This window comes from Nonomuraea glycinis (assembly GCF_035920485.1).
Taxonomy (GTDB): domain Bacteria; phylum Actinomycetota; class Actinomycetes; order Streptosporangiales; family Streptosporangiaceae; genus Nonomuraea; species Nonomuraea glycinis.
In genome coordinates, this window is sequence record NZ_CP109166.1 from 4,013,349 (window position 1) to 4,031,610 (window position 18,262).

Annotated in this window: 18 protein-coding genes; 9 read left to right on the forward strand and 9 right to left on the reverse strand. The window is 70.5% G+C overall.

The features are described from left to right. Positions 1–44: 44 nt before the first annotated feature. Both OHA68_RS19180 and OHA68_RS19185 read right to left on the reverse strand, forming a co-directional pair. Entirely contained in the window at positions 45–1,733 is a 1,689-nt protein-coding gene (locus OHA68_RS19180; RefSeq protein WP_327108848.1) for a hypothetical protein, read from the reverse strand. A 185-nt stretch (positions 1,734–1,918) separates the two neighbouring features. Next, complete coding sequence (locus tag OHA68_RS19185) at positions 1,919–3,094, reverse strand: class I SAM-dependent methyltransferase (protein WP_327108849.1); 1,176 nt, start codon at positions 3,092–3,094, stop codon at positions 1,919–1,921. Positions 3,095–3,432: 338 nt separating this feature from the next. Between OHA68_RS19185 and groES the strand changes: the two genes are divergently transcribed. The 4 genes from groES to OHA68_RS19205 all read left to right on the forward strand — a co-directional run bounded on the left by groES (position 3,433) and on the right by OHA68_RS19205 (position 6,950). Further along, complete coding sequence (groES, locus tag OHA68_RS19190) at positions 3,433–3,744, forward strand: co-chaperone GroES (protein WP_043623565.1); 312 nt, start codon at positions 3,433–3,435, stop codon at positions 3,742–3,744. 72 nt (positions 3,745–3,816) lie between these two features. Further along, a complete protein-coding gene (gene groL / locus OHA68_RS19195) occupies positions 3,817–5,436 on the forward strand; it encodes a chaperonin GroEL (protein WP_189141194.1) in 1,620 nt (539 codons plus the stop codon). Positions 5,437–6,162: 726 nt separating this feature from the next. Continuing rightward, positions 6,163–6,798 carry a sigma-70 family RNA polymerase sigma factor gene (locus OHA68_RS19200; protein WP_189141441.1) on the forward strand — a complete coding sequence of 212 codons (636 nt, stop codon included), beginning with the start codon at positions 6,163–6,165 and terminating at the stop codon, positions 6,796–6,798. Further along, positions 6,795–6,950 (forward strand): hypothetical protein, encoded by a 156-nt coding sequence (locus OHA68_RS19205; RefSeq protein ID WP_327108850.1) that lies wholly within the window; start codon positions 6,795–6,797, stop codon positions 6,948–6,950. The genes OHA68_RS19200 and OHA68_RS19205 overlap by 4 nt, the downstream gene beginning before the upstream one ends. Here the strand turns inward: OHA68_RS19205 and OHA68_RS19210 are convergent. After that, the gene (locus OHA68_RS19210) at positions 6,911–7,288 is read right to left on the reverse strand and encodes a DUF5319 family protein (RefSeq protein ID WP_327108851.1); all 378 of its coding nucleotides are present in this window, start codon (positions 7,286–7,288) and stop codon (positions 6,911–6,913) included. The genes OHA68_RS19205 and OHA68_RS19210 overlap by 40 nt on opposite strands. 36 nt (positions 7,289–7,324) lie before the next feature. After that, positions 7,325–8,347, reverse strand: coding sequence for a helix-turn-helix transcriptional regulator (locus OHA68_RS19215; RefSeq protein WP_327108852.1), 1,023 nt, complete (start codon positions 8,345–8,347; stop codon positions 7,325–7,327). Positions 8,348–8,758: 411 nt separating this feature from the next. On the opposite strand from OHA68_RS19215, the gene guaB reads away from it, so the two are divergent. Further along, positions 8,759–10,240 (forward strand): IMP dehydrogenase, encoded by a 1,482-nt coding sequence (gene guaB, locus OHA68_RS19220; RefSeq protein WP_327108853.1) that lies wholly within the window; start codon positions 8,759–8,761, stop codon positions 10,238–10,240. 3 nt (positions 10,241–10,243) lie between these two features. Beyond that, positions 10,244–11,365, forward strand: a complete 1,122-nt coding sequence (locus tag OHA68_RS19225) for a GuaB3 family IMP dehydrogenase-related protein (protein ID WP_189141190.1) — start codon at positions 10,244–10,246, stop codon at positions 11,363–11,365. Between the two features lie 103 nt (positions 11,366–11,468). Here the strand turns inward: OHA68_RS19225 and OHA68_RS19230 are convergent, their stop codons facing one another. Continuing rightward, positions 11,469–12,038, reverse strand: a complete 570-nt coding sequence (locus OHA68_RS19230; RefSeq protein WP_327108854.1) for a dihydrofolate reductase family protein — start codon at positions 12,036–12,038, stop codon at positions 11,469–11,471. 72 nt (positions 12,039–12,110) lie between these two features. Here OHA68_RS19230 and OHA68_RS19235 point away from each other — a divergent pair, with 72 nt between their 5' ends. Both OHA68_RS19235 and OHA68_RS19240 read left to right on the forward strand, forming a co-directional pair. Next, entirely contained in the window at positions 12,111–12,683 is a 573-nt protein-coding gene (locus tag OHA68_RS19235) for a TetR/AcrR family transcriptional regulator (protein WP_189141188.1), read from the forward strand. Between the two features lie 9 nt (positions 12,684–12,692). Next, positions 12,693–13,466, forward strand: coding sequence for a phosphotransferase (locus OHA68_RS19240; RefSeq protein ID WP_327108855.1), 774 nt, complete (start codon positions 12,693–12,695; stop codon positions 13,464–13,466). Between the two features lie 126 nt (positions 13,467–13,592). On the opposite strand, the gene OHA68_RS19245 is transcribed toward OHA68_RS19240, so the two are convergent. From OHA68_RS19245 to OHA68_RS19260, 4 genes are read right to left on the reverse strand one after another with little or no spacing between them, the layout of a single operon-like run. Then, positions 13,593–14,417 (reverse strand): class II fructose-bisphosphate aldolase, encoded by an 825-nt coding sequence (locus OHA68_RS19245; RefSeq protein ID WP_189141187.1) that lies wholly within the window; start codon positions 14,415–14,417, stop codon positions 13,593–13,595. A 10-nt stretch (positions 14,418–14,427) separates the two neighbouring features. After that, positions 14,428–15,348: a 1-phosphofructokinase family hexose kinase gene (locus tag OHA68_RS19250; protein ID WP_327108856.1), complete on the reverse strand. Its 921-nt coding sequence runs from the start codon at positions 15,346–15,348 to the stop codon at positions 14,428–14,430. Continuing rightward, positions 15,345–16,481 (reverse strand): N-acetylglucosamine-6-phosphate deacetylase, encoded by a 1,137-nt coding sequence (gene nagA, locus OHA68_RS19255; protein ID WP_327108857.1) that lies wholly within the window; start codon positions 16,479–16,481, stop codon positions 15,345–15,347. Before nagA ends, OHA68_RS19250 begins: the two co-directional genes overlap by 4 nt. Beyond that, a complete protein-coding gene (locus OHA68_RS19260) occupies positions 16,478–17,350 on the reverse strand; it encodes an SIS domain-containing protein (RefSeq protein ID WP_327108858.1) in 873 nt (290 codons plus the stop codon). Before OHA68_RS19260 ends, nagA begins: the two co-directional genes overlap by 4 nt. Before the next feature lie 131 nt (positions 17,351–17,481). Here OHA68_RS19260 and OHA68_RS19265 point away from each other — a divergent pair, with 131 nt between their 5' ends. Next, the gene (locus OHA68_RS19265; protein WP_327108859.1) at positions 17,482–18,252 is read left to right on the forward strand and encodes a DeoR/GlpR family DNA-binding transcription regulator; all 771 of its coding nucleotides are present in this window, start codon (positions 17,482–17,484) and stop codon (positions 18,250–18,252) included. The last annotated feature ends 10 nt before the right edge of the window (positions 18,253–18,262 follow it).

Below are 18,262 nucleotides of genomic sequence, written 5' to 3' on the forward strand. Positions count from 1 at the left end.
GAGTCCCGCGCGTTTGAGTCCTCCGCGTCTGAGTCCCGCGCGGCTCAGTCCTTGGCGCGGGTGGGCCGCAGCAGGGCCTCGGCGAGGGCCAGCATGGTCTCCTCCAGAGCGCCGAGGCGCTTGTTGAGGTCGGCGGTGGCGGGCTCGACGATGCCGGTCACCGTCTCGGACACGGTCTCGGCCAGCGCCTCGCGGTCGGGACGGGAGCTGACCGCCTCGGTGAGCGCGGCCGCCGCCTCGGCCAGGCGCTCGGCGTGGTCGGCCCGGTGGGAGTCGAGCAGCTCGCCGAGACGCTCGTCGATGGCCAGCGCCTCGGGGAGCTGGCCGATGCGGCGGCTCACGGCCTCCAGCGTCTCGCCGACCTGCTCGGAGTGGGTGGTGAGACCGGTCAGGTGGGCGTCGAGGCCGTCGACGCGGGTGGTCAGGTGCTCCTCGGCCGCTTCCAGCCGCTCATCCAAGGACTTGAGGTGGGTGTCGAGGCCGTTGAAGCGGTCCTCGTCGCGGGCGGCGGTCTCGGCCTGGTGCTCGTCCAGGGCGTCGAAGCGCCCGTCGTGACCGGTCAGGCGGGCGTCCAGCTCGCCGTTCATGGCGACGAGCCGGCCGTCCACGGACGTCAGGCGGGTGTCGAACCCGTCCAGCCGCGCGTCCACGCCCTGCAGACGGGTGCCGATGTCGGCGAGGGATCGGTCGGCGGTCTGGGAGCGGTGGTCCACGCTCGCCAGGCGGGTGCCGATGTCGGCCAGGGACTCATCGGCGGTCTGGAAACGGTCGTCGACGCTCGCGAGGCGGGTGCCGATGTCGGTGAGGGACTGGTCGGCGGTTTCGAAGCGGTGGTCGACGTTCGCCAGGCGGGAGTCGATCGCGACCAGCCGGCCGTCGATCTTGTCCACCCTGCTGTCGACGCGGCCGGAGAGGTCGTGCACGCGGCCGGTGAGGCGCTGCTCGGTGTCGTCGAGCCGGGTGCCGAGGGACTGCTCGGTGTCGTCCAGGCGGCTGGTCAGGCGCTGCTCGACGGCGTCCACCTTGACGCTCACCCGGTCCGTCGAGGCGGTGAGCTGCTCGGCGGTCGCGGCCAGCCGCTCGTCCAAGCCGTCGGACAGGTCCAGCACCACCCCCTCGACGCGGTCGGTGCGGCCGTTGAGCTCGGCCAGCGACTTGTCGATCCGGTTGAACCGGCCGGCGGCGACCTCCATGCCGGCGCTCACCTGGGCGAGCCTGGTGGTGAACTCGCCCATCCGCTGGGTCATGCCGTCGGTCACCTCCAGCACCGACTGCAGCCGGCTGAGCGTCTCCTCGACGCCCTCGCTCACGATGCCGAGATCGGCGCGCAGCTTCGGCAGCTCCAGGACCGGGTGCACGCGCTCGTGCACGGACTCCACCCGGGAGTCGACGCCGTCGACCTGCTCGCCGACGGCGTCGACGTGATCGCGCACCGCCTCCACGTGCTGGGCCAGCCCCTCGGCCCACATCGGCGGCTTGGCCGCGATGTCGTCGAGCCGCCCGCTCACCGTCTCAAGGGTGCCGCTGAGACCGCCGAGCTCGCGCTCGCGCACCTCGCGAAGAAGCCACTCCATGCCCTCAAGCCGCTGGCGGATCTCGTCGAGGACAGCTCCCTGCGTGCGCTGCTCGTACACGTGATCCTGCGCGGCACGCGCCAGCAGCTCCCGCATCCTGTCGGAGATGGCGGTCTGGCCGCCCGCTTGCAGAAGGGTGGTGTGGTTCGAATGATCCACCGAAAGGCTCCTTCGCTCGTCGACGGTCTGCCGCGTAGCGAGTCCGGTTTGCAAATGGAAGAAGGAGAACACGGCTCACCGCGATAGGGGGAGAACTCCCGCCCGCCACCATAGCCTTTCGATCATGGTCCGTCAGGGGCGAGGGAGAACGTCGTGCTTATCGATGAATCGCCCTGCTTTGTCATTTATGCAGGTGGGCTGGGGTTGCAGATGATGACTGACGGCCTGTCCATAATCCTGGTCAGGATGATTACAGTGGATTTAACGCCGGAAAGTCGGAGGTCGCGGCGCAGGCGCTCGATATCTACGGCCGAGCCGCGCTTTTTGATGGTGACATTTCCGATTTGGCGGTCGCGGAGTGCCGTACGGAGGCGCTTGAGCGAGAAAGGCAGCACCTCGTCGACTTCGTACCTCGCGGCCCAGGGGGTGTCGATCGGCTCGTCCCCGGAGATGTAAGCGATCATCGGATCGGGAAGGCGGCCGCGCACCAGCTCGGCCACCTCGCCCACGAGATGCGCGCGGATGGCGGCTCCGTCGGGCTCGTACACATAGCGCCCGACCGGGCCCGTGGCCGCCCGTACGCCGGTGGCGGCCAGGGTGTGCGAGCCGGGCAGCAGCGTGGCCCGCCTGCCGGTCCGCTCCTCGTCGCCACCGGTCCAGAGGGTGGCCTCCTTGACGTCGCCCCGGTAGGAGACCCACTCGGCCTCGGCGGCGTCGGGGATGAACTCGTACGGGATTCCTGGGGCCACCTTGAGGCAGGCGCGGTGCGACCTGGACACCAGCTCCAGCACCACCGGCCAGGGCGGGGAGTAGGCCAGCGGGTCGAACGTCCTGCCCCTGGAGGTGCGGCGCGCGGGGTCGGCGAACAGCACGTCGTACGCCTCGGGGACGACCGACGCGGCGTCGGCCAGCGTGACCGTGACCCGGTCGGCGAGACCGAGCGCCTCGGCGTTCGCCGTGGCGACGGCGACGGTCAGCGGGTCGGTGTCCACGGCGTCCACGGTGCAGCCCGCGCGGGCCAGCGCCACCAGGTCACCGCCGATGCCGCAGCACGCGTCCACGACCCGCAGGCCGGGCCCGGCGGCCAGGCGGCGGGCGCGGTGCTCGGCGACCTCGGCGCGGGTCGCCTGCTCCAGGCCGTGCGGCGTGAAGTACATCAGCCCCGCGTCCGCGCCGAACTTCGCCCGCGCCCGGTCCCTGAGCCCGGCCTGGGTGAGCGCGGCCGAGGTCAGCGCGGCGTCGTAGGTCCTGCGCAGCTTGGTGGCGGCCACGACCGGGTCGGCGCCCACGAGCTCCTCGGCCTCGCCGAGCGCCCGCAGGCCGCGCGGCGTCAGCAGCTCACGAAAGGCGTCGAAGTCCACGACGTACGACGTTAGCGCCCCCGCCGATCCGTCCGGCCGGGTCCGCCGGCTCCAGCCGTACGGCGCGCCGACGCGACGTGCGGAGGGATCCTCCTGGCTGCACCTAGGCTGGGACTCCAGAAACCCCGCAACCAGGGGTTATCCAGGCGAAGACTCGGTCCTGATCGCTCTCAGCGGACGAGTTCGTGTTGACTGTCAAGCCCCTCTTGCATATGTTTCCTGTTGGCACTCTCCCCTTGAGAGTGCCAATGTGCGACGAGGCAGGTCTGGCACCCGCGACGGCAGGCCCCGCTGGTCGCCTCTTCTAGATCATTCATATCTGAAGGGGAGGTCCGATCGTGACGACCGCCACCAAGGTTCCCGTTAAGCCGCTCGGCGACCGCATTGTGGTTCAGCCGCTTGAGGCAGAGCAGACCACCGCTTCCGGTCTGGTCATCCCGGACACCGCCAAGGAGAAGCCGCAAGAGGGCAAGGTCCTCGCGGTGGGTCCCGGCAACTGGGATGAGGACGGCGACAAGCGGATTCCGCTCGACGTCAGCGAGGGCGACATCGTCCTCTACAGCAAGTACGGCGGCACCGAGGTCAAGTACGGCGGCGAGGAGTACCTCGTGCTCTCCGCCCGCGACGTTCTCGCGATCATCGAGAAGTAAGCCGGTTGTGTCGGGGCCCCGGACGCATACCGCGTTCGGGGCTTTCGACGCCAGGAGAGGACTCTCAGCAAAATGGCGAAGATCCTGGAATTCGACGAGAACGCTCGCCGCGCGCTTGAGCGCGGCGTCAACGCCCTCGCGGACGCCGTAAAGGTTACCCTCGGCCCCCGTGGCCGCAACGTCGTCATCGACAAGAAGTTCGGTGCCCCGACGATCACGAACGACGGCGTGACCATCGCTCGTGAGATCGAGCTGGAGGAGCGTTACGAGAACCTCGGCGCCCAGCTCGCCAAGGAAGTTGCCACCAAGACCAACGACGTCGCGGGCGACGGCACCACCACCGCGACCGTCCTGGCCCAGGCGATGGTCCGCGAGGGCCTGCGCAACGTGGCCGCCGGCGCCTCGCCGCTGTCGCTCAAGCGCGGCATCGACCAGGCCGCCAAGGCCATCAGCGACAAGCTGCTGGCCAGCGCCCGTCCGGTCGAGGACAAGAAGGAGATCGCCAATGTCGCGACGATCTCCGCTCAGGACGCCCAGATCGGCGAGCTGATCGCCGAGGCGTTCGACAAGGTGGGCAAGGACGGTGTGCTCACCGTCGAAGAGTCCAACGCCATGGGCATGGAGCTCGAGTTCACCGAGGGCCTGCAGTTCGACAAGGGTTACCTGTCGGCCTACATGGTCACCGACTCCGAGCGCATGGAGGCCGTCCTGGAGGACGCCTACATCCTGCTCACCCAGGGCAAGGTCTCCTCCATCGCGGACTTCCTGCCGCTGCTGGAGCAGATCGCGCAGAGCAAGAAGCCGCTGCTGGTGGTCGCTGAGGACGTCGAGGGCGAGGCCCTGGCCGTTCTGGTCACCAACAAGATCCGCGGCACCTTCACCTCTGTCGCCGTCAAGGCTCCCGGCTTCGGCGACCGCCGCAAGGCGATGCTGCAGGACATCGCCATCCTCACGGGTGGCCAGGTCGTCAGCGAGGAGATCGGCCTCAAGCTGGAGAACGTCGGTCTGGAGGTGCTCGGCACCGCTCGCCGCATCGTCGTCACCAAGGACGCCACGACCATCGTCGACGGCGCCGGTGACGCCAAGGCCATCGAGGACCGGGTCAAGGAGATCAAGCTCGCGATCGAGCAGTCGGACTCCGACTGGGACCGCGAGAAGCTCCAGGAGCGCCTGGCCAAGCTCGCCGGCGGTGTGTGCGTGCTGCGTGTCGGCGCGGCCACCGAGGTGGAGCTCAAGGAGAAGAAGCACCGCCTCGAGGACGCGATCTCAGCGACGCGCGCCGCGATCGAGGAGGGCATCGTCTCCGGTGGCGGCTCCGCGCTGATCCACGTCGCCAAGGAGCTCGACGACCTCGGCCTCACGGGCGACGAGGCCACCGGTGTCGCCATCGTGCGCCGCTCGCTGGTCGAGCCGTCCCGCTGGATCGCCGAGAACGCCGGTCTCGAGGGTTACGTCGTCACGCACAAGATCGCCGAGCTCAAGCCCGGACACGGCCTCAACGCCGCCACCGGCGAGTACGGCGACCTGCTGTCGCAGGGCGTCATCGACCCGGTCAAGGTCACCCGCTCGGCCGTCCAGAACGCCGCCTCCATCGCGGGCATGCTGCTCACCACCGAGGTTCTCGTGGTGGACAAGCCCGAAGAGGAAGAGGCCTCCGCTGGTCAGGGTCACGGTCACGGCCACGGCCACTAGCCACACCAGCTCCACCGCACGGCCCGCCCGAATCGTCGGCGCGGGCCGTACGTGTTCCTGCGGCGAGTTTTTCGTGGCATGCCCGCCGCAGGGCCGCGCTACCCGCGCAGGAGCCTGTGTCCCACGCTCCGGCGCCCTGCGGCACAGTCGGGCGACGCCCCTGACGCCCCCACCACCCGACGCCCCTGACGCCACCCGCCACCCGACGCCCCTGACGCCACCCGCCACCGGCCGCCCTTCACGCACCCGCCTCCGGCGGCCAGCCGGAACGCGCCGCCCACCACCCGGCGCCCCGCTGCCTATCACCCGCCACAGGCGCCACACACGCCACCGGCCGTCTGCCACCGGCCGTCTGCCACCGGCCGCCTGTCACCTCGCCGCATGCCGCACGCGCCACTCGCCGTACGGCGCGCGTGGTCTTATACGAGGGGTCGGCTTGGCATGGGTGGCGCCGTCGGGGCGGGGGGTATGCGGTATGTGATGTTGCGCAGGTTGTTGTGTTGTGGGGGAACTTGGGGAAAGAATGCGGGTTTATTGGAGTAAACCTGAAGTGAGTGTTAAGCGTCGGCGTCTGACGAATGTCGTGCATTTCGGGTTATCGGGTGAAATATGGTGCCAGACAGAAAGGCTTAGTGTTGTCGATCGATTACTGACCGTTATCGTCTCGTCAATGTGACCAATCCGTAGCCGTTCGCGATGACGACAGGCCCGATCAGTGCGGGCATCATGCCTAACGTGAGCGAGGGAAGCGTCGCCGACGCCAAAATTGGGGTAAGGCTCGCGTCGAGACTTCCGGCACGGACGGATGACTCCGACCTAAGGGAACTAACGAGCCTCGCTGTGCAGGGAGATCGCAGTGCGATCGAATCCTTGCTCGGCGAGTTGCGTCCGATGGTGGTGCGGTATTGCCGCGCCAGGCTGGGCAGGGTTACCGGGCAATATCACATTGCCGATGACGTCGCCCAGGAGGTGTGCATCGCGGTCCTGTCCGCGCTGCCGCGATACAGGGACATGGGGAGGCCCTTCGCGTCCTTCGTGTTCGGGATCGCCTCGCACAAGGTGGCCGACGCGTTGCGCAGTTCCGTGCGCTCGGCCGTGCCCACTCAGGATCTTCCGGACGGGCCCGACGACGGGCCGGGGCCGGAGGAGACGGTGGTCCGCTACATCGAGGTGGAGCACGCGCGCCGGCTGCTCGCCCGGCTGCCGCCGAACCAGCGGGAGTTGCTGCTGCTGCGGGTGGTGTCGGGCCTGTCGGCCGAGGAGACCGGTAATGTACTCGGCATGTCACCAGGAGCCGTCCGGGTCGCCCAGCATCGGGCGCTGGCCAGGCTGAGGCAGATGGCCGAGCTGGAGTCGGCTTGACGCCAGAGGAAGAGAGCGACGCACTGCTCGACGCGCTCGCCGCGGGGGAGGCTCCCGACCGCCGGGATCCCGCGGCTCGGGTGCTCGCCGTCCTGCGTGGCGACGTGGTCGATCAGTGGCGCTCTTCGGTGTCGATGACGCCGTCGACGTAACCTCTGGCGTACTCCCAGCTGACATATTCGTCCGGGTCCGGGAAATACGCCGGCTCGTGCACCTGGGGCCGGCCCAGCTCGATCATCTGGCGCAGGTTGCCGCGCAGCAGGTCCCAGTCGAAGAAGTGCTGCTCGCCGCATTCCGGGCAGTCGAGCACGAGGCCGAGCACCCCCTGCGGCTCCAGCAGGGAGCGAAAGACCTCGACGTCCGCCAGGTCGGTGATCGCCTCGTCCCGCTCGGCGGCGGTGAGAGGCTCGGCGTCGTCGAGCTCGCCCATCGCTGAGGACGGGTCGTCAGGGTCGTCCGCGAACGGGTCGCGGGGGACGTCTTCCAGCACCTTCCCACCATATGACCGAAGCGGTGTCAACGGCGGTCATTGGCCCAGCCAGCCGCGCCGAGCGGCCTCCACACCTGCGTGAAAGCGTGACTGAGCGCCCAGTTCGGACATGGCGCCGGCGAATCTCGCGCGTACCGTACGGACCGACACGCCGAGGTGGCGCGCGATGGACTCGTCGCACATGCCCTGCGCGGCCAGCCGCAGCACCTGCACCATGCCGCCGCCCTCGCGGCCCGCCGGCAGCCAGGGCAGGGGCATGGCGCGCCCCCACAGCTCGTCGAAGAGGGAGTGCAGCATGCCCACCACGATGGGGGCCCGCATCAGATAGAAGTTGTAGGCGTGCTCGGGCAGGTTGCCGCCCCAGAGCGCGGGCAGGCCGGCCGCGTCGGGTCCCGCCGCCACGAACCAGCTCGGCACCTGGTCGAGTGTGCGCACCTGGCCGCCCGCCTCGACCATGCGGGTGAGCTGGTCGCGTACGCCGGGGAGCACCAGGGTGTCGACCGGGACGATCGTCCGCATGCGCAGCAGCCCTTGACGCTGTGCGTCGATCCACGGGTCGGCGTACTTCCGGGCAAAGTCGATCATGGTGCGCTCGTCCGGGATGGCGGTCAGCAGCGTCATCGGCGGCGCCTGGACCGCCATGCCCACGACGCTCTCGTACAGCACGTCGGCCCCGCTGACCAGCTCCACGGGGAAGGTGCCGCTCTGGTAGTCGCGGCCGGCGTCGTAGTCGCGGATCAGGCCGCGGATCGAGCCGAGCGCGGAGTCGATCCTGCGGCTCTCCTCGGCCAGGCGGTCGAGCCGCTCGGCGACCAGCCGGCCGAGCGCGGCGGCCGGGTGCCGGGCGAGATACTCGCCCGACTGCTCGTCCACCACGCCGAGCGCGACGAGCTGGTCGAGCTCCCTGCCGACCTTCTCCACCGGGTCGTCCATGGCCGCGGCGAGCTCGGTGCGGGTAGCCCGGTGCAGGCGCAGTACGGCGGCGTAAACGGCCGTCTGGGTGGGGCCCAGGCCCAGCGTTTCGAGCGGCTGGGGCATGGTCTGATGCTCGCTGCGCATGGTGTCGGGCTCCGTAGGGGGACAGGCGTGCCGCGAGAATAACCCGGCATTCCCCACTTGTCCGCTCGTTGCGGCGGAGTCATCGGTGCGGCGTGCAGCTTAGTGCAATTGCACGTTTTCACGTTGCGCTGTGCCATTGCGTAACTCACGCTTAACTCTGCGTCGGCCCCCCGAGGGCCGGGCAGCGCCGGCCATCAGGACGCGGAGGGGGGTTCGGTGGCGTAACGCGCGCTCAGCCCGGGTGCCGATGGCGGAGGTGGGACGGTGACATCGACCGTCCCACCTCCCGGGAGCGTGCCGATGCCGGGAGTACGACGGGCCGTGGGGGCCATCGTCCTCCCGGCATCACATGCGTTTGGACGCAGGCCCTAGACTTGGGTCATTCAGCGCATCGGCGGGAGGGGCCGCAGCATGTCCAAGTTCACCGCGACAGGTCTGACCTTTGACGACGTGCTGCTCGTGCCGGCGTATTCAGACCTGCAGCCAGGTGACGCCGACACCCGCACCCGCCTGTCACGTGGCATCACCCTGTCCATCCCGCTGGTCTCGGCGGCGATGGACACCGTGACCGAGGCCCGGATGGCGGTCTCCATGGCCAGGCAGGGCGGCATCGGCATCCTGCACCGCAACCTGTCGGTCGAGGAGCAGGCCCAGCAGGTCGACCTGGTCAAGCGGTCCGAGGCGGGCATGGTGACCAACCCGGTGACCTGCAGCCCCGACGACACGCTGGCCGACGTCGAGCGGCTCTGCGCGACGTACCGGATCTCCGGGGTGCCGGTCACCGACGCGTCCGGCATCCTCGTCGGCATCGTCACCAATCGCGACATGCGCTTCGAGACCGCCCAGGAGCGGCCGGTGCGCGAGGTCATGACGAAGATGCCGCTCGTCACCGCCCCCGTGGGGGTCTCGCGGGACGACGCCTACGACCTCCTCCGGCAGAACAAGATCGAGAAGCTGCCGCTGGTCGACCCCGACGGCAGGCTGCGCGGGCTCATCACGGTCAAGGACTTCACCAAGAGCGAGCAATATCCGCTGGCCACCAAGGACGCCGACGGCCGCCTGGTGGTCGGCGCCGCGGTCGGCGTCGGGGGCGACGCCGAGGTGCGGACCAAGGCGCTCATCGAGGCCGGCGTGGACGTGGTGGTCGTGGACGTGGCGCACGGCCACTCCAAGGGGCTGGCCGACATGATCGCCAAGGTCAAGGCCAACAGCCAGGTCGACGTCATCGGCGGCAACATCGCCACCAGGGCCGGCGCGCAGATGCTCGTCGAGGCGGGTGCCGACGCGGTCAAGGTCGGCGTCGGGCCCGGCTCCATCTGCACCACCCGCGTGGTGGCCGGGGTGGGCGCGCCGCAGGTCACGGCCATCTACGAGGCCTCGCTCGCCTGCGCGCCCGCCGGGGTTCCGGTGATCGGCGACGGCGGCCTGCAATATTCCGGCGACATCGTCAAGGCCATCGCCGCGGGCGCCGACACGGTCATGCTCGGGTCGCTGCTGGCCGGCTGCGAGGAGTCGCCCGGCGAGCTGATCTTCATCAACGGCAAGCAGTTCAAGTCCTACCGGGGCATGGGCTCGCTCGGCGCGGTGCGCAACCGCGAGCGTGGCGGCACCTCCTTCAGCAAGGACCGCTACGCCCAGGCCGACGTCGGCGGCGAGGACAAATACATCCCCGAGGGCATCGAGGGCCAGGTCCCCTACCGCGGCCCGGTCTCCGCCGTCTCGCACCAGCTCGTCGGCGGCCTGCGCCAGGGCATGTGGTATGCCGGATGTCGCACCATCACTCAGATGCACACCGACTGCGAGCTCATGCCGATCACGATGGCGGGCCTCAAGGAGAGCCACCCCCACGACATCCAGATGACCGTGGAAGCTCCGAACTATCACAGAAGGTAATCCATGACTCAGCAGGTGGAGATCGGCCGGGGCAAGTCCGGCCGCCGCGCCTACTCGCTCGACGAGATCGGCCTCGTGCCCTCGCGGCGCACCCGCGACCCGGAAGAGGTCTCGATCGCCTGGCAGATCGACGCCTACCGGTTCGAGCTTCCCGTGATCGTCGCACCCATGGACAGCGTCGTCTCGCCGGCCACCGCGATCGAGATCGGCCGGCTCGGCGGTCTCGCGCCGCTCGACCTCGAAGGTCTCTGGACCCGGTACGACGACCCGTCGCCGCTGCTGGAGGAGTGCGCGTCGCTCGACGCCGAGGCGGCGACCAGGAGGCTCCAGGAGATCTACGCCGCGCCGATCAAGGAAGAGCTGATCGGGCGCCGCATCGAGGAGATCCGGGCGTCCGGCGTGACCACCGCCGTCCGGCTGTCGCCGCAGCGCACCGTCCAATACCACAAGGCGGTCATCGACGCGGGCGTGGACATCTTCGTCATCCGCGGCACCACGGTCTCGGCCGAGCACGTCTCCGGGCGGGCCGAGCCGCTCAACCTCAAGCAGTTCATCTACGAGCTGGACGTGCCGGTGATCGTCGGCGGCTGCGCCACGCACACCGCGGCGCTGCACCTGATGCGCACCGGCGCGGCGGGCGTGCTGGTCGGCTTCGGCGGCGGCGCCTCGCACACCACCCGCAACGTCCTGGGTGTCGCCGTGCCGATGGCCACGGCCATCTCCGACGTGGCCGCGGCCCGCCGCGACTACATGGACGAGTCCGGCGGCCGCTACGTGCACGTGATCGCCGACGGCGGCATGGGCACCTCCGGCGACATCGCCAAGGCCATCGCCTGCGGCGCGGACGCCGTCATGGTGGGCTCCCCGCTGGCCAGGGCCGCCGAGGCGCCGGGTCGCGGCTTCCACTGGGGCTCCGAGGCCCACCACCCGGACCTGCCGCGCGGGCGCCGGGTGGAGTTCGGCACGGTCGGCCCGCTGGAGCAGATCCTGCACGGGCCGTCCAGCATCGCCGACGGCTCGATGAACCTCATGGGCGCACTGAAGCGGACCATGGCGTCCACGGGCTACTCCGACATCAAGGAGTTCCAGCGCGTCGAGGTCGTCGTCGCGCCGACCCAGCGCTGACCAGTCCCTCCGAAAGGCGCGCCACCATCGTGGCGCGCCAGGCAGGGGACAGGCAGGGGCCAGGCAGGCTTCGTGCGGCTGCCCGGTGGCGCTGCCCTGGTGATCAGCCGCGGACGTAGGTCAGGAGCACCGTGCCGTTGCTGAAGGTGCGGGTGCCGGTGTTGGTGAAGGCCGTGGGGCGGAACTCGCCGTCGAAGGCGGGTACGCCGGAGCCCGCCACCACCGGATAACACTTGACGATCAGCTCGTCGATCTCCGGCAGCAGGGAGCCGGCCAGCTTGCCGCCGCCGCAGAGCCAGATGTCCATGCCCTCCTCCTTCTTCAGGCGCTGGACCAGGCCGATCGGGTCGCCGGAGACGAGCTCGACCGCCGGGTCGGTGATCTCGGGGATGCTGCCGGAGATCACGTACTGGCGCAGGTGGGCGTACGGGCTGGTGATTCCGGCGTCGAGGGCGGGCTGGTAGGTGCCGCGGCCCATGAGGACGGTGTCGAAGCGCTTGTTGGGCGCGTCCAGGCCGAGCTGGGCCCTCAGGTGGGTGGGGATGGTCTCGGGATGCTGGTCGTTCAGGTAGGCGGCCAGGTCGTCGGCCACGGGGTAGAAGTCGAACTCGCCGCCGGGGCCGGCGATGTAACCGTCGATGGAGATCGCGATGTAGTAAACGAGCTTTCGCACAGTTGGTCACTCCCCAAGAAGTACTATAGTTGAAGTGGTTTGAACGTAGTACTACAACTGGAGTGGTGTCAATTGGCGCGACAGAACGTGGCCAGGCGGGCGGCGCTGATCGATGCCGCCATCGAGGTGCTGGCCGAGCAGGGGGCGCGCGGGCTGACGTTCAGGGCCGTGGACGCGGAGGCGAAGGTGCCCATGGGCACCGCCACCAACTACTTCGCCAACCGTGACGAGCTTTTCACCCAGGTGGGGAGCAGAATCTACGAGCGGCTCCAGCCCGACGCGCGCACGTTCGAGCTGAGCCTGGAGGGGCCGCGCGACCGCGACCGGTTGCTGGCGCTCATGCGTGAGACCGTCGGCCGGATCTCCGCCTTCCGCTCCGGCTACCTGGCCCTGCTGGAGCTGCGGCTGGAGGCGACCCGGCGGCCGCAACTGCGTGCCGTGCTCACCCAGCGGATCCGCGCGGACATCGACGCGAACGTCAGCCACCACCGGGAATCCGGCCTGCCCGGCGACACCACCGCCGTCCTGCTGCTCTACCTGGCGCTCAACTGGCTGGTGGTCGAGCGCCTCACCCTGCCCGACATCTTCACGGAGGAGGAGATCGACGGCCTCGTCGCGAGCGCCGTGGACCGCGTGCTCGCCTAACATGCGGGGGTGGCCGATCTGCAGGGGACGCACACGATCGAGATGCTGGGTGATGTCGTCACCAAGCACTACAGAGAAGACAGGCCACACGCGGCCGAGCGCGAGTGGCGGGCGCTGACGTTGCTCGCCCGCTACGCTCCGGGGCTCGCGCCCAGGCCGATCTCCTTCCACGGCTGCGTGATCATGTCCCGGATCGAGGGCCGGCCGCTGCGCGGGCTGCCCGAGCCCGCGGCGCACACCCGTCAGATGGCCGCGGCCGTCGCGGAGCTGCACGCCGCCGTGCCGCCCGAGGTCCTGGCCGGGGTGCCGCTGCGCAACTGGCACGCCCAGGCGCTCGCCGAGCAGGTGCGCGAGTGGTGCGAGCACTGGCCGGGCAAGGACCCGGTGGCCGACCGGGCCGTCCGGGAGGGCTGCCGGTGGCTGGCGCGGTGGCGGCCGGACGACGGCGGGGTACGGCCGGTGTTCGGCGGCGGCGACGGCAACCTGGCGAACTTCCTGTGGGACGGCGAGCGGGTGCGGATCGTGGACTTCGAGGACTCCGGCCGCAGCGACCGGGCCTTCGAGCTGGCGGAGCTGTCGCAGCACGTGTCGATGTGGGTGGACGGCGAGATCGACGTCCTGCGCCACTTCGACCTGTCGGCGGCCGAGCGCACCCGGCTGCGCGAGTGCCGCAGGCTGCACGCCCTGACCTGGCTGTTCCTGCTGTCGGGTGAGGGGCCGCGCAACCCGCCGGGCACCTTCCGCAGGCAGGCCGAACGGGTCCTGGCGGAACTGGACGGATAGGGACCCCTCAGCCCGCCGAGCGTCTCAGGCCGTCAGCCCGCCGAGCGGGCGTGCCACCTCGCGGGTCACCGCGTCTCAGGCCGTCAGCCCGCCGAGCGGGCGTGCCACCTCACGGGCCACCGCGTCTCAGCCCGTCAGGACGCCGAGCAGGTGGGTCACCTCGCGGGTCACCGCGTCCCTGCCCGCGTTGACGTACTTGCGAGGGTCGACCACCTTCTCGTCGTGGTGCAGATAGTCGCGGATCGCGCCGGTGAACGCCTTGTTCAGGTGCGTGGCGACGTTGATCTTCTTCATGCCTTCGCGTACGGCCTCGCGCAGGATCTCGTCGGGCACGCCGGAGGAGCCGTGCAGGACCAGCGGGACCGTCAGGGTGGCCCGCAGCTCGGCGATCAGCGCCAGGTCGAGCACCGCGTCCTTGGTCGTCATCGCGTGTGAGGTGCCCACGGCGACGGCCAGCGCGTCGACGCCGGTCCTGGCCACGTAGGAGGCCGCCTCGTCCGGCTTGGTGCGGGCGCCGGGGGCGTGCACGCCATCCTTGCCGCCGACCTCGCCGAGCTCGGCCTCCACCCACACGCCCCGCTCGTGGCACCAGGCGGTCACGCTCGCGGTGACGGCGACGTTCTCCTCGTCGGGCAGCGCGGACGCGTCGAACATGACCGAGCCCAGCCCCAGCTCCACGGCCTGCTCGACGAGCGCGCGGTCGGTGGCGTGGTCGAGGTGCACCGCGACGGGGACCTCGGCCCGCCTGGCCACCGCGAGTGCGGCGAGCGCGATGGGCTCAAGCTCGCCGTGGTAGCGCACGCAGTTCTCGCTGATCTGCAGCACCACCGGCAGGCTCAGCGCCTCCGCGCCCGCCACGATGGCGGTGGCGTGCTCAAGCTGGATCACGTTGAACGCGCCCACCCCGGCGGGTGAGTCGCGGATGATGTCGCCGACGGTGGCGAGGGGCATGGCGGGCTCCTTATGCGATCTCGATCAAGGGGTGTATGTCGCTGAAGACGTCGCGGTCGAAGTCGCCGGCCACCGGCGACGCGACCGCCGCGGCGCCGAGCGCGGCCGCCGTCCTCAGCGTGTCGTGCCACGATGACGGCTGCACCAGGCCCAGTGCCAGCCCTGCCACCAGCGAGTCGCCGGCCCCTGTCGGGTTGCCTTCGACCGTGTACGGCATCCGCGCGCGAATCGTGCCTTCGGGGGTGACCGCCAGCAGCCCGGCCGACCCCATGGACACGACCACGGACTCGGCACCCTGGCCGCGCAGTGCCTGGGCGCCTTCCTCGACGGTGCCGTGCGGCACGGCCCGGGCCAGCTCCTCGGCGTTGGGCTTGACGATGGCGGGCCGGCCCTGCGGCGCGAGGCGCAGTGGCTCGCCGTCGGCGTCCACGATGGCCGGCACGCCCTTGGCCGAGGCCAGGGCCGCCAGTCGCGCGTAGGTGTCGGCGGGGACGCCACGCGGCAGGCTGCCGGAGAGGACCACCGCCCGCGCGTCTGCCAACATGACCCCATACGTTGTCATGAAATTTCGTAGCTCGTCGTCGGTCACCTGCGGCCCGGGTTCGTTGAACAGCGCGGTCCGCGTACCGTCAGGAGGGCCTGGAGCGTCCGAGACCACCAGCGTGGTGCGCGAGTCGGCGGCGATGGGCACCATCGCCGCGGGCAGCCCGGCCGCCCGCAGGTCGGCCTCCACCGCCTCGCCGGTCGGCCCGCCCACCAGGCCGGTGACCAGCACCTCCTGGCCGAGCGCGGCCAGCACGCGGGCCACGTTGACGCCCTTGCCGCCGGCCCGCCGGTGCACGGCGGCCACCCGGTTGACGCCGTCCCAGTCGACCCGGGGCACCTCGTAGGTGACGTCGAGCGCGGCGTTGAGGGTCACGGTGAGGATCATCGGGGCTCCGCGATCCAGGCGCCGCGCCGCATCACGCCGGCCACCTCCAGCTCGTCGGAGAGCACCACGAGGTCGGCCGACTTGCCGACGGCGATCGAGCCGACCTGATCGGCCAGGCCCAGCACCCGGGCCGGGGTCAGGGAGGCCACCTGCGCCGCGTCGGGCAGCGACAGGCCCAGCTCCTGGACGCTGCGGCGGAAGGCGACGTCCATGGTGAGCGTGGAGCCCGCGATCGAGCCACCCTCCACCAGGCGGGCGACCCCGCCGACGACGCCGACCCGCATCGGGCCGAGGAGATATTCGCCGTCGCTCAGGCCGGTGGCCGAGATCGAGTCGGTGATCAGCGCCGTCCGGCCGGGGCCCGCCACCTCACAGGCCAGCGTGAGCATGGCCGGGTGCACGTGCACGCCGTCGTTGATCAGCTCGACCGTGACGCGCTCGTCCTGCAGCAGCGCGGCGATCGGGCCGGGGGCGCGATGGCCGAGCTGCGGCATCGCGTTGTAGAGGTGGGTGGCGACGGTGGCGCCCGCCTCGATGCCCGCCCGCGTCCGGTCGTAGTCGGCGTCGCTGTGGCCGAGCGCGGCGATCACGCCTTCGGCGGCGGCCATCCGGATCGTGTCGAGGGCGCCGGGCAGCTCGCCGGCGATCGTCAGCATGCGCACATGCCCGCGCCCGGCCTTGATCAGCCCGGCCACCTCCTGCGGCGACGGCTCGCGCAGCAGCGCGGGGTCGTGGGCGCCGCAGCGCGCTTTGGAGATGTACGGGCCCTCGAAGTGGATGCCGGCCAGCAGACCGTCGTCACAGAGCTCGGCCAGCGACGCGGCCGCCCTGGACAGCCGGTCGAGGGAGTCGGTGACCAGGCTGGCCACCATGGTGGTGGTGCCGTGCCGCTGATGCAGCGCCACCGCCTCGCGTGCGCCGTCTGGCTCGCCGGCCGGGAAGGAGCCGCCCGCCCCGCCGTGGTTGTGCATGTCGACGAAGCCCGGCACCACGTGCCGGCCGCCGAGGCCGTGACCGGCTCGGGGGGCCGATCCGTGGCCGACGTGCGTGATGCGGCCGTCTTCGATGGTCAGCCACCCCTCGTGAACTCCCTCGGGGGTCACGATGCGGGCGTCGGCGAGTGTGAGGCTCATGAGGAAAGAATCACAGATCGCGTGAGGTGCATGGGCACGTCCGGGTCGAGACCGCGGGCGACGGCCCTGGCCACCGCCACCCGCTGGGCGAGGACCAGCTCGGCCATCGGGTCCAGGCCGCTGGTGAAGAACGTGCCGCCGGTGGCCTCGACCTGCTCGCGCAGGCCCTCGGGTGCGGTGCCGAGCATCCAGGTGACGCGGCCGGGGCCGGCGATGCTGATCGGCCCGTGGCGGTACTCCATCGCCGGGTAGGCCTCCGTCCACGAGCGTGACGCCTCGCGCATCTTGAGTGCGGCCTCCTGGGCCAGGCCGATCGACCAGCCGGTGCCGAGGAAGCTGAGCTGCTCGGCGGCCACCGGCTCGGCGGGCAGCGGCGCGGACAGGGCCCGCTCCGCGTCGGCGACGGCCTGGCCGAGGTCCTCGCCCAGGCTGGCCCGGAGCAGGGCGAGCTGGGTGGTGGCGAAGCGGGTCTGCACGACCGATCGCTCGTCGGCGTAGTCGAGCACGATGACCTCGTCGGCGGCCCGCATGACGGGCGTGTCCGGGTCGGCGGTGATGGCCGTGGTCCTGGAGGCGGTCGCGGCCAGCAGTTCCAGCACCTCGGTGGTGGTGCCGGAGCGGGTCAGCGCGAGCACCCGGTCGTACGCGCGTCCGGCCGGGAACTCGGAGGCGGTGAACGCGTCGGTCTCCCCCTGACCGGCCCGCTCGCGCAGCGCGGCGTACGCCATCGCGATGAACCAGGAGGTGCCGCAGCCGACGACGGCGACTCGCTCGCCGGGGGCGGGCAGCGCGCCGGCGGGGATGTCCCGCACGGCCCGCCGCCAGCTCGCCGGCTGTGAGGCGATCTCGGCTTCGGTATGACTGGTCACCAGTACCTCCGAAAATTTGATTATTTCTGCACTTTTTATACCAGAACCAAGCTTAAATGGGCATCGGTGGCTGCGTGCTCTCCCCTATGCCACGCTTGCCATCTGACGATTCCGGCGAAGGAAAGAGGATCGTGTCCCGTTATGACCGCTGGAACGCGATCCTCGAGCTGCTCGCCCAGGAAGGCCGGCTCTCCGTGGAGGAGGCGGCCCAGGCGCTCGACGTCTCCACCGCGACCATCCGCCGCGACTTCGACCAGCTCGCCCAGCAGCAGATGCTCATGCGCACGCGGGGCGGCGCGGTGGCCCAGAGCGTCAGCTACGACCTGCCGCTGCGCTACAAGACGGCCAGGCACGGGAGCGAGAAGCAGCGCATCGCCGAAGCGGCCGCCGAGCTGGTCGAACCCGGCGCGGTGATCGGCCTGAACGGCGGCACCACCACCTCCGAGCTGGCCCGCGTGCTGGCCACCCGCGCCACGCTGGACTCGGGCTTCACCATCGTCACCAACGCGCTCAACATCGCCGCCGAGCTCACGGTCCGCCGGCACGTCAAGATCGTGGTGACCGGCGGGGTGGCCAGGCAGCAGTCCTACGAGCTCATCGGCCCGCTCGCGTCCGGCGTGCTGGAGCAGGTGACGCTCGATGTGGCCTTCCTCGGCGTGGACGGGCTGGACGTGGAGCTCGGCGCTTCGGCGGACCACGAGGGCGAGGCGAGCGTCAATCATCTGCTCATCACCCGTGCCGCGCGGGTCGTGGTGGTGGCAGACTCCTCGAAGATAGGGAAGAAAGCATTTTCCCGTATCTGCCCCATCGAGCAGATCGACACCCTCGTCACCGACGCACAGCTTCCCGACCTGGCCGCGACCCGGCTCTCCGACGCCGGAGTGACCGTGGTCAGGGCCTGATCGGGGGGCT